The 10,797-nt window shown below is 57.2% G+C and carries 11 protein-coding genes; 5 read left to right on the top strand and 6 right to left on the bottom strand.

Annotated features, from left to right (window positions below; genetic code table 11):
• Positions 1 to 53: 53 nt before the first annotated feature.
• Both hppD and AC1DVH_RS20290 read right to left on the bottom strand, forming a co-directional pair.
• On the bottom strand, positions 54 to 1,130 hold the full coding sequence (hppD, locus tag AC1DVH_RS20295) for a 4-hydroxyphenylpyruvate dioxygenase (protein WP_223463079.1): 1,077 nt from the start codon (positions 1,128 to 1,130) through the stop codon (positions 54 to 56).
• 251 nt (positions 1,131 to 1,381) lie between these two features.
• Positions 1,382 to 2,338, bottom strand: coding sequence for a DMT family transporter (locus tag AC1DVH_RS20290; RefSeq protein WP_477755302.1), 957 nt, complete (start codon positions 2,336 to 2,338; stop codon positions 1,382 to 1,384).
• Positions 2,339 to 2,416: 78 nt separating this feature from the next.
• Here AC1DVH_RS20290 and AC1DVH_RS20285 point away from each other — a divergent pair, with 78 nt between their 5' ends.
• From AC1DVH_RS20285 to AC1DVH_RS20275, 3 genes are all read left to right on the top strand, one after another.
• Positions 2,417 to 3,289 (top strand): LysR substrate-binding domain-containing protein, encoded by an 873-nt coding sequence (locus tag AC1DVH_RS20285; RefSeq protein WP_477755301.1) that lies wholly within the window; start codon positions 2,417 to 2,419, stop codon positions 3,287 to 3,289.
• A 112-nt stretch (positions 3,290 to 3,401) separates the two neighbouring features.
• Positions 3,402 to 4,934, top strand: a complete 1,533-nt coding sequence (locus tag AC1DVH_RS20280; protein WP_477755300.1) for an EAL domain-containing protein — start codon at positions 3,402 to 3,404, stop codon at positions 4,932 to 4,934.
• A gap of 233 nt (positions 4,935 to 5,167) precedes the next feature.
• Positions 5,168 to 5,533, top strand: a complete 366-nt coding sequence (locus AC1DVH_RS20275; protein WP_008075430.1) for a histone-like nucleoid-structuring protein, MvaT/MvaU family — start codon at positions 5,168 to 5,170, stop codon at positions 5,531 to 5,533.
• Between the two features lie 163 nt (positions 5,534 to 5,696).
• On the opposite strand, the gene AC1DVH_RS20270 is transcribed toward AC1DVH_RS20275, so the two are convergent.
• Positions 5,697 to 6,215: a DUF4946 domain-containing protein gene (locus AC1DVH_RS20270; protein ID WP_477755299.1), complete on the bottom strand. Its 519-nt coding sequence runs from the start codon at positions 6,213 to 6,215 to the stop codon at positions 5,697 to 5,699.
• A gap of 144 nt (positions 6,216 to 6,359) precedes the next feature.
• Between AC1DVH_RS20270 and gloA the strand changes: the two genes are divergently transcribed.
• Entirely contained in the window at positions 6,360 to 6,881 is a 522-nt protein-coding gene (gene gloA / locus AC1DVH_RS20265; protein ID WP_477755298.1) for a lactoylglutathione lyase, read from the top strand.
• Positions 6,882 to 7,043: 162 nt separating this feature from the next.
• Here gloA and ahpF read toward each other — a convergent pair whose 3' ends face one another.
• The 3 genes from ahpF to AC1DVH_RS20250 form a co-directional block, all read right to left on the bottom strand.
• Positions 7,044 to 8,606 (bottom strand): alkyl hydroperoxide reductase subunit F, encoded by a 1,563-nt coding sequence (ahpF, locus tag AC1DVH_RS20260; RefSeq protein ID WP_477755297.1) that lies wholly within the window; start codon positions 8,604 to 8,606, stop codon positions 7,044 to 7,046.
• Between the two features lie 127 nt (positions 8,607 to 8,733).
• Positions 8,734 to 9,297 (bottom strand): alkyl hydroperoxide reductase subunit C, encoded by a 564-nt coding sequence (gene ahpC / locus AC1DVH_RS20255; protein WP_007975937.1) that lies wholly within the window; start codon positions 9,295 to 9,297, stop codon positions 8,734 to 8,736.
• Positions 9,298 to 9,435: 138 nt separating this feature from the next.
• A complete protein-coding gene (locus AC1DVH_RS20250) occupies positions 9,436 to 10,374 on the bottom strand; it encodes a site-specific integrase (protein ID WP_477755296.1) in 939 nt (312 codons plus the stop codon).
• Between the two features lie 288 nt (positions 10,375 to 10,662).
• Between AC1DVH_RS20250 and AC1DVH_RS20245 the strand changes: the two genes are divergently transcribed.
• A partial coding sequence (locus AC1DVH_RS20245; RefSeq protein ID WP_477755303.1) for a DNA-binding protein occupies positions 10,663 to 10,797 on the top strand: 135 nt, incomplete at its 3' end.

Below are 10,797 nucleotides of genomic sequence, written 5' to 3'. Positions count from 1 at the left end.
ACAACCGCCATCGCGAGCAAGCTCGCTCCCACAGTTTTTATCGGTGTAACGGCTTAGTCGGTTGAAAGAACACCACGACGCACCTGGTCACGCTCGATGGATTCGAACAGTGCCTTGAAGTTACCTTCGCCGAAACCATCGTCGCCCTTGCGCTGGATGAATTCGAAGAACACCGGCCCCATCAGGGTCTCCGAGAAGATCTGCAACAGCAGGCGCTTGTCGCCCGACTCGGACGAACCGTCCAGCAAAATGCCCCGCGCTTGCAGTTCACCGACCGGCTCGCCGTGGTTCGGCAGACGGCCTTCGAGCATTTCGTAGTAGGTCTCCGGCGGCGCGGTCATGAAGCGCATGCCGATGCTTTTCAGGTGATCCCAGGTCTTGAGCAGGTCATCGGACAGGAACGCAACGTGCTGGATGCCCTCGCCGTTGAACTGCATCAGGAACTCTTCGATCTGCCCGGCGCCCTTGGACGATTCTTCGTTCAACGGAATGCGGATCATGCCATCGGGCGCGGTCATGGCCTTGGAGGTCAGGCCGGTGTACTCGCCCTTGATGTCGAAGTAGCGGATTTCGCGGAAGTTGAACAGCTTCTCGTAAAAGTTGGCCCAGTAGGCCATGCGACCGCGATACACGTTGTGGGTCAGGTGATCGATGATCTTCAGGCCGGCGCCAACAGGGTGGCGGTCCACGCCTTCGATGAACACGAAATCGATGTCATAGATCGAACTGCCCTCGCCGAAACGGTCGATCAGGTACAGCGGCGCGCCACCGATGCCTTTGATCGCCGGCAGGTTCAGCTCCATCGGGCCGGTTTCAATGTGGATCGGCTGGGCGCCGAGTTCCAGGGCACGCTTGTAGGCTTTTTGCGAATCCTTGACGCGAAACGCCATGCCGCACACCGACGGACCGTGCTCGGCCGCAAAGTACGAGGCCACGCTATGGGGTTCGTTATTGAGGATCAGGTTGATCGCGCCCTGGCGATACAGGTGCACGTCCTTGGAACGGTGGGTCGCCACCTTGGTGAAGCCCATGATCTCGAAGATCGGCTCCAGGGTGTTCGGGGTTGGCGATGCGAGCTCGATGAATTCAAAGCCCATCAGGCCCATTGGGTTTTCGTATAGATCTGCCATGGTCGGCGCCTCATCATTTTTTTATCAATTAACAAAGGTTAGTTGTAAGCAATGCTGAGACTGGCGGGTGGCGCACAGGAGATGCCCCGCACACTGCGGGCGAGAAAGTCACCGTAGATCAGTTGAAACCCGAATATCTTCATTGTCGACCCAAGGCTCTTGCGGGCGAGGCTTCTGCTGCCAGAAGACGATTATTATTGTATGCGTAAACCGATTCTACACAGCGTAAATCAGTTTGTCCGCCTTCTGTATCAAATCCCCTTTTTCCCTGCTCGTGCAAGGGGTTTATTGCACAGGAAAATCCCTGCCAATATCAGCCCGCCGCCCAGACACATGGCCAGCGTCAGCGGCTCACCCAGCAGCAGCGCGCCAAGGACTACCGCCGTCAGTGGGTTCAAGGCAATGAACACCCCGGAACGCATCGCGCCGATTTTGCGGATGCCTTCGTAATAGCCGATATAGGCCAGCGCCGAACCCAGCACGCCCAGGTACAAAAGGCTCAACCATTGCTGTGCACCCAGCTGGCTGATCGCGGCGACACTCACCTCGCCGCGGACGATGCTAGTCATCCAGAGCATGCCGGTKCCGAGCAAAATCGAATAGGTCACTGTTTGCACCGGTCCCAGGGTCTGGTTCAGCTCTCTGGAGAACAGCGAGTAGACTCCCCAGCCGAGGACACAGCCAAAAATCAGCAGATCGCCGAGCCAGGCACCAGCACCGACACCGACACCGCCGGCCAGTAATTGCGGATCGCGGCTGACGATCACCATGCTGGCGCCCGCCATGCAGATCGCAATACCCACGACTTTTGCCTTGTTCAAACGCTCCTTGAACAGCAGCCAGGAGGCCAGCCCGATCACGGCCGGATTCAGTGCCACGATCAAGGATGCCCGTGAAGCATTGATGTAGTGCAGGCCGTAAAAGAAGCACAGGTTGTAAAAAAAAATCCCGAAAAAGCCAAGCAAAAGCAATTGCAGCCATTGCCGGGCGCTAGGCCGAACCATCGGTATCCGCGCCATGCGCACAAACAGCAGCAACGCCACGCTGGCCAGTAGAAACCGCAGGCTGGCCGCCAGCAGTGGGTTGAGGCTATCGGCCAGATAGCGTCCGGCAACGAAGGTGCCACCCCACACCATGGTGACCGCCGCCAGTTTCAGATACACCGGCAGATCCGAGGGTTTTGACAGCGCTTGCTCGCAGATCGTCATTAGATTCCAGGACCGGATATTGGAGAGATGACGTATCATTTGACTAATACCCAGTCATCGTAAAATGAGCAAACACTCATGACCCTCACTCAACTGGAGATTTTCTCCCTCGTGGCCGAACTCCAAGGCTTCACGGCAGCAGCCAATCGCCTGGGTATTTCCCAATCGGCGGTGTCCCATGCCTTGAAGTCCCTGGAACTGGAGTTGGGTGTCGAGCTGTTGCGCCGCCATCAATCCCGGGTCGAGTTGAGCGACATTGGCCAGCAGTTGTTGCTGCGCGCCCGAACGATGCTCGGCCTGGCCAACACCCTGCGCCAGGAAGCGGCCGATGCGAGGGGCATGAAACGCGGCACGCTGCGCATCGGCTCCTTCGGCCCGACCTCATCGATCAAATTGCTGCCGTTGATTCTGCAGCAGTTCCGCGCCGCCCATCCCGGCATAGAGGTGCATATCGACGAAGGCCCCGACCGCCAGGTGCTCCAGTGGCTAGAGGAACGACGGATCGACATCGGCTTTGTTGTGTTGCCCGAGGAGCGTTTCGACACGGTCGCGTTGATCGAAGACCAGATGGTCGCGCTACTGCCCGCCGACCACCCGCTGGCGGTTCACGACAGCCTCAGTCTGAAGGATCTATGCGATTTCCCGTTTGTGCTGACCGAGGCCGGTTCTTCGGAGCTGGTTTCACGCCTGTTCACGGCGGCCCGACTGACGCCCAACATCCGTTATCGCTGCTCACAGTTGATCAGCACCCTGGATGTCGTCACTCGTGGCGACGGGGTGACGGTAGTTGCCGAAGGTTCATTGCCCAATCAAATTGACGGCCGCTGTGTGAAAAAACCGCTGTCGCCGGCAGTGTTGCGCCAAGTCGGCCTGGCGGTGCTCGATCGACGCCAGGCATCACCCGCGACGCTGGCCTTTATCAAACTGGCCGAAAGCCTTGACTGGCGTTGAGCGGCATAACCGCCAAGGGCCAACTATCATGGCCCGTACCCGAACTCTTCGTGGGAGGCGTTTTGCCCTGCCAGCGTTTGAGAGCCTTACTTCTTCGTGACAGGATTCGCGAATGCCGCTGAAAGCCAAAACCCGCAGTCGCAGCACAAGAATGGCTGTCACCCTGATCAGTGGATTGCTCCCGGTGCTGCTGGGGGCCGCCATTCTTTACATGCAAGCAGGGCGTGCGCTCAAACAAAATGCCGAACAAACCGCCGAAGAAGCGATTCGCCAGTTCGACTTGATGCTCGACAACAGCGCCCAGGCCGCTCGTGAACTGCTGCCACTGGCGGGCCAAAGTTGCGCTGACGTCAGTCTGGCCCTGCGCGAGCAGGTCACTCGCCGCCCCTTCGTGAGTTCAACCAATCTGGTGTGGAACAACAACCTCTATTGCAGCTCTCTGTTCGGCGACTACCAGGAGAAGGTCAACCCCGGTGACTACACCCAGGGCGCCTTATGGCTCAGGAACGGCAATCCGGTAACGCCCGACACCGCCTTGCTGGTATACCGCCTGAGCGAAGGAAAAAAAGGGGCACTGACGACCCTCTATGGTCATCACTTGAGTCATATTCTGCGTTTGATCGGCCGCAAGACCTTGCTCTTGCTGCAAGTAGGCCCGGACTGGATAGCCGCCGACGGCAAGGTTCACAGGGGCGCCGCGCCGGACCTGCCCGTTGCGCAAAGTCGATTGGCCTCCCGGCACTATGCTTTTGCCGTGGAAGCCGGCTTTCCCGAAGGCGAAACCTGGCGATACATGAGAAACGAATATCCGCCATTGTTCAGCTTGCTGATTTTCTTCGGTGTGATTGCCGGGTCAATCGGTCATTTCCTGCAAAAACGCTCATCGGCACCCACCCAGGAAATGCAGCGGGCACTGGAAGCTCAAGAGTTCATTCCGTATTTCCAGCCCGTGGTGCATGGCGACAGCAAAAACTGGTCCGGCGCGGAAGTGCTGATGCGCTGGAAACATCCGAAGGAAGGTCTGGTGCGTCCGGACCTGTTCATCCCGTTTGCCGAGCACTCCGGGCTGATCGTACCAATGACCCGCTCGCTGATGCGACAAACCGCCGCCCTGCTCGCCCCGCACTCCGCCAGATTCAACAAGCCGTTTCACATTGGCATCAATATCACCGCCAGCCATTGTCAGGACCTGGAGCTGGTCAAGGATTGTCGCGAGTTTCTCGATGCGTTCGAGCCGGGCTCGATCCATCTGGTGCTGGAACTGACCGAACGTGAACTGATCGTGCCCACGACCATCACCCTGCAACTATTGGAGCAACTTCGCGAACTAGGCGTGAAAATCGCCATCGACGACTTCGGCACGGGCCACTCGAGCCTTGGCTACCTGCGGCAGTTCAATGTGGACTTCCTGAAAATCGACCAGAGCTTTGTCGCCATGATCGGCATCGACACACTCTCCAGCCACATCCTGGACAGCATCATCGAGCTGGCGGCCAAGCTCGACCTTGCCCTGGTGGCCGAAGGTGTCGAAACCCGTGAACAGAGTGATTACCTGAGCGCTCATCAGGTCAACTTCCTGCAAGGTTATCTGTTCGGCAAACCCATGCCCGGCGCGGAGTTCATTAGTGCATTAAGCAACCATTAACTAGCGGATTTAACCGATAAAACAACGACCACACGCACCAATTTGAATCAAAACACTACTGCCGTTACATGAAAAAAAAGACAGGATTTACTCTTGGCCAATTAACTACTACAATTTTACATGCCTGTGCTAAATTGGCAGGTGAGCCACTATCACCGAGTCGCTTCAAGGCTCTTGGCTTATAGCTTTGTTTGCGGTTGGTATCAGCCAAACACACTATTGGAGTAAAGATATTGTCCAGACTCGCTGAATTCCGTGCAGCCGAAAAGGCTCTTCAAGAACAGCTCAAGCAGCTGGAGTCCTTGAAGAACGATGCCGGGCTCAAGAAAGAAATTGAATTCGAAGAAAAGCTCCAGGGCTTGATGAAAACCTATGGCAAGAGCCTGCGCGACATCATCGCCATTCTCGACCCCAACCCGGCAAAATCCGGCCTGCAGCAGGCAGCCGCACCTAAAACCCGCCGCGCCCGTGTGGTCAAGGTTTATCAGAACCCGCACACCGGCGAGCTGATTGAAACCAAGGGCGGCAACCACCGCGGCCTGAAAGCCTGGAAAGAACAGTACGGTGCAGCCACCGTTGATTCGTGGCTGCGCGGCTAACTCTCGCGGCGACAAAAAAGCCCTGCTTATGCAGGGCTTTTTCATGGGTTATCTAAATGCCCGGGGCGGACACCAGCCAACTACCTGACTGCCACCAACTTTGTGCTTAATCCATTTGGATATCTAAAATTTTCTTCATGCATCGAAAAAGCACTGTCGCTTACTAAAGTTTCAAGCTGTTTCGGGCAGCGTCTATTTCATCCTGGCTCGCCTTATAAGCCTCAGCCTGCCCGGCGTAGGAAAGAACATAGGCCTTATCGGCATCCACCGCAGCCACCAATGTTTGAGAAAGCACATGCCTGCCATTTTGCGTGATGGTGCAGGTTGTTTCCAGCGCGGCCAATCGACTCAACGTAGTCGAATGAATGCGCGTACAGACACTTTGATACCCGCCCTGAAAGAAGTCTTTTTGAACTGACTTGCGCATCTCCAGCAATACGCCTTCGAGGTTTACCTGGTGATCGCTTTGCACCGGACTCATGGTCAGTTCCATCACCATGAGCGGCGATCCATTCTGATCATTTTTTACCGCCCGCTGGCGACTGACCCCAGACGCCGATTCAGGCACGACTTCGACCTGCCAGCCTTCCGGCCAGGTCACTACTGGCGCATCGGCGCGGGCAACGCCAGCCAGCGAAAGCACGCTTAGCAAGATGAACAGCACGTTACGGAATCGAATCATTGCAATGGGCACTCACGGATCAAGCCGTAAAGTCTGGGCCCAGGCCGGCTGTCAGGCAATAGCCGACTGTTTGGGTTTGGTGATGTCCGAGCCCTTGCGTATCATTGTCGCCATTCGTTAGCCCACATATTTCCCGGAGGGCCCATGAGCCTGCACGAATTGAACACCTTCCCCGGCGTCACCGCCCAACCGGACGCCGCCACGCAGAAGTTTGTCTTCAACCACACCATGCTGCGGGTCAAGGACATCACCAAGTCCCTGGATTTCTACACACGCATTCTGGGCTTTACGCTGGTGGAAAAACGCGACTTCCCGGAAGCCGAGTTCAGTCTGTATTTCCTGGCGCTGGTCGACAAAAACCAGATCCCGGCCGATGCCGTCGCGCGCACCGAGTGGATGAAATCGATCCCCGGCATCCTGGAGCTGACCCACAACCATGGCACCGAGAACGATCCGGATTTCGCCTACCATAATGGCAACACCGACCCCCGCGGTTTCGGCCATATCTGCATCTCGGTACCGGACATCGTCGCCGCGTGCGAGCGCTTTGAAGCACTGGGCTGCGATTTCCAGAAACGCTTGAGCGATGGTCGTATGAAGAGCCTGGCGTTCATCAAGGACCCGGACGCCTACTGGATCGAGATCATTCAGCCAGCGCCACTGTAGGAGCGGGCTTGCTCGCGATAAACCTGAGAACACCGCGGGGCACCTGCCAACCAGCGTTATCGTTGACGACCATCGCGAGCGAGCTCGCTCCTACATAAGTGACGTGCAAGACAAAAAAACCCCATGATCATTCATGGGGTTTTGTGTTTTCAGCGCCGGGGTTTATGCCGGGGCAGAAGTACGGATCAAGTGATCGAAGGCACTCAGGGAAGCCTTGGCGCCCTCGCCCACTGCGATCACGATTTGCTTGTATGGCACGGTGGTCACATCGCCGGCGGCGAACACACCCCGCACCGACGTTTCACCGCGGGCATCGACGATGATCTCGCCACGGGGTGACAACTCAATGGTGCCTTTGAGCCAATCGGTGTTGGGCAGCAGACCGATCTGCACAAAGATTCCTTCCAGTTCCACACTGCGCAACTCGTCGCTCTGACGATCCTTGTAGCGCAGGCCGTTGACCTTCTGACCGTCGCCGGTGACTTCAGTGGTTTGAGCACTAGTGATCACGGTGACGTTCGGCAGGCTGTGCAACTTGCGCTGCAATACCGCATCGGCACGCAGCTGCACATCGAACTCCAGCAGCGTGACATGGGACACGATRCCGGCCAGATCGATSGCCGCTTCSACGCCGGAGTTRCCGCCGCCAATCACTGCCACGCGCTTGCCCTTGAACAGCGGGCCGTCACAGTGCGGGCAGTACGCCACGCCTTTGTTGCGGTATTGCTGCTCGCCCGGAACGTTCATTTCACGCCACCGTGCGCCGGTCGCCAGAATTAAGGTCTTGGCCTTGAGCTTCGCGCCGCTGGCGAAGTGGACTTCGTGCAACTCACCTTCTTTGCCAGTGATCAATTTGTCTGCGCGTTGCAAATTCATGATATCCACGTCGTACTGTTTGACGTGCTCCTCCAGGGCCACGGCCAGTTTCGGCCCTTCGGTTTCCTGCACCGAGATAAAGTTCTCGATGGCCATGGTGTCGAGCACCTGCCCACCAAAACGTTCGGCCGCGACACCGGTGCGAATGCCTTTACGGGCCGCGTAGATTGCCGCCGAGGCGCCGGCTGGCCCACCGCCGACCACCAGCACATCAAAAGCGTCTTTGGCGCTGATCTTCTCGGCCTGGCGCTCGATACCGCTGGTGTCGATTTTGGCGAGGATTTCTTCCAGACCCATGCGGCCTTGACCGAAGTTCACACCATTGAGGTAGATACTCGGCACCGCCATGATCTGGCGCTCATCGACTTCAGCCTGGAACAGCGCGCCGTCGATGGCGACGTGGCGAATGTTCGGGTTCAGTACCGCCATCAGGTTCAGCGCCTGGACCACGTCCGGGCAGTTCTGGCAGGACAGCGAGAAGTAAGTCTCGAAGTTGAACTCGCCCTTGAGCGAGCGGATCTGTTCGATCACTTCGACACTGGCCTTGRACGGGTGACCRCCGACTTGCAGCAAGGCCAGCACCAAGGAGGTGAATTCATGGCCCATCGGGATGCCGGCGAAACGCAGGCTGATATCGGCCCCGGGGCGATTGATCGAGAACGACGGCTTGCGCGCATCATCACCGTTGTCGAGCAAAGTAATCCGGGTGGAAAGACTGGCAACGTCTTTCAACAGTTCGAGCATTTCCTGGGATTTCGCACCGTCGTTGAGGGAAGCAACGATCTCGATCGGCTGGGTGACCCGTTCCAGGTACGATTTCAACTGGGCTTTAAGATTGGTGTCCAACATACGGGCGATTTCCTTGAATTCTTGAGACAAAAAAACGCCCGAGCGAATCTCGCCCGGGCGTTTTTATTGGGCGGTGCAGCTTGCTTAGAAGGTGCGGAAGTCCGCCCTGATGAAGRGCGTCACAGACTTAGATCTTGCCGACCAGGTCCAGGGACGGTGCCAGAGTGGCCTCGCCTTCTTTCCACTTGGCTGGGCAAACCTGACCTGGGTGAGCAGCGACATACTGGGCTGCCTTGATTTTGCGCAGCAACTCGGAAGCGTCACGGCCTACACCGCCGTCGTTCAGTTCAACGATCTTGATCTGGCCTTCAGGGTTGATCACGAAGGTGCCACGGTCAGCCAGACCGGCTTCTTCGATCAGCACGTCGAAGTTGCGGGAGATCGCGTGGGTCGGGTCGCCGATCATGGTGTACTGGATCTTGCCAATGGCTGGCGAAGTGTTGTGCCAGGCAGCGTGGGCAAAATGGGTGTCGGTAGAAACGCTGTAGATCTCGACGCCCAGCTTCTGGAACGCGTCATAGTTGTCGGCCAGGTCTTCCAGCTCGGTCGGGCAGACGAAGGTGAAGTCGGCCGGGTAGAAGAACACCACAGACCACTTGCCTTTCAGGTCAGCGTCCGAGACTTTTACGAAGTCGCCATTTTTGAATGCGTCAGCTTTGAACGGTTTAACTTGGCTGTTGATGATAGGCATCGTTGACTCTCCGTCAGGGGTTAAGAAGTTGATGGAGAGAACTTTACCCACTCGACGAACGGAAGGCTCATTGGCAAACCTGATGCTGCTGATTGGCTTTCGCTATTAGCCAGCTGTATTAATAGAAGAAAACGGTATCTAGGGTGACACGGGCTTTTCTGTGATGCGCGCCATGCCGAGGAACGGACTGGCTTCGATGTAACGCATGGCTGACTTCATGTCTTTCCAGCCTACATAGCTCATCAGCGACTTCAAATCCCAGCCACTTTGATGCGCCCAGGTCGCAAAGCCACGGCGCAAGGAGTGACTGGTGTAAAGCTCGCCGGCGATACCCGCCCGCGCCAACGCCTGACGCAATAACGGAATAACGCTATTGGCGTGCAATCCCTCCTCACCCAAATGCCCCCAACGGTCGATGCCACGGAACACCGGCCCACGTACCAGTGCCGCCTCGGTAATCCAGTCGATATAAGCCTGCACCGGACACAAGCGTTGCAAGGCCGGCGTCTGATAGGTCTTGCCGAGGTTGTCACGATCACTCTTGCTGCGCGGCAGATAGAGACTGATGCCGGAACCGGCGCTGGCCTGCACGTGTTCAACCTGAAGCCGGCACAACTCATCACTGCGAAAGCCGCGCCAGAAGCCCAGCAGAATCAACGCCATGTCGCGCCTGGCCCGCAGCAAACCCGGCCGGTCGCCTGCGGCCCTGGCGGTTTGCACTTCTAGTTCCAGACAACTGACCACCTGTTCCAGATGCCGAAGCTGCAAGGGTTCGGCTTGTTTTTCCTGGGCCGGGTGCAGCGCACGAATACCCTTGAATACTTTGCGCACCACCGGCGCCTTGGTGGGATCGGCAAAGCCCTGACTGTTGTGCCACTGCGCCAGCGCCGAAAGCCGCAACTTGAGCGTATTGATCGATAACACCCCGGCATGCGCCACCAGATACCGCGCCACGCTGTCGCCGGTGGCCGGCAGAAAACCACCCCATGTCACCTCAAAGTGTTCGATGGCCGCGCGATAGCTGCGGCGAGTGTTGTCGCGTGTCGCAGCCTGCAGGTAACGATCCAGCTCGGTCATTGCAAAACCTGTGTTGACTGATTGTAGGAGCGAGCTTGCTCGCGATGATCGTTAACGATGACGCTGGCCGTCTGAATGCACGCGGCGCTCTCTGGTTTTTCGCGAGCGAGCTCGCTCCTACAGGGTTTGTGTACGGAAATAGCTCGAGGAATACCTTGAAATCGTCATCACACGGGGTAATACCAGTATATCCCGTGTTAATAGCATTCAGTATTTAACTTTATGGATTGAATGGTACAATGTGTATTTACGTGGTACGTACCACACCATCAAAACCCGGGAGAACTCATGGCACGCGGCGGTGTAAATAAAGCGGTGGTTCAAGCCGCTCGGTTGGCGATCCTCGCCCGCGGCGAAAACCCCAGCATCGATGCCGTACGGATCGAGATGGGCAATACCGGTTCGAAAACCACGATCCATCGC

Source organism: Pseudomonas sp. P4_C3 (assembly GCF_056402075.1).
Note: the sequence above shows the minus strand (reverse complement) of the source record. Positions and strands in the feature narration are given on the sequence as shown.

Excerpts from the sequence above, each read along its gene's own strand:
- gloA (WP_477755298.1), top strand. The coding sequence starts at position 6,360 with ATGAGCCTGCACGAATTGAACACCTTCCCCGGCGTCACCGCCCAACCG.
- hppD (WP_223463079.1), bottom strand. The coding sequence starts at position 1,130 with ATGGCAGATCTATACGAAAACCCAATGGGCCTGATGGGCTTTGAATTC.
- AC1DVH_RS20285 (WP_477755301.1), top strand. The coding sequence starts at position 2,417 with ATGACCCTCACTCAACTGGAGATTTTCTCCCTCGTGGCCGAACTCCAA.
- ahpC (WP_007975937.1), bottom strand. The coding sequence starts at position 9,297 with ATGCCTATCATCAACAGCCAAGTTAAACCGTTCAAAGCTGACGCATTC.
- AC1DVH_RS20250 (WP_477755296.1), bottom strand. The coding sequence starts at position 10,374 with ATGACCGAGCTGGATCGTTACCTGCAGGCTGCGACACGCGACAACACT.
- AC1DVH_RS20270 (WP_477755299.1), bottom strand. The coding sequence starts at position 6,215 with ATGATTCGATTCCGTAACGTGCTGTTCATCTTGCTAAGCGTGCTTTCG.
- AC1DVH_RS20280 (WP_477755300.1), top strand. The coding sequence starts at position 3,402 with ATGCCGCTGAAAGCCAAAACCCGCAGTCGCAGCACAAGAATGGCTGTC.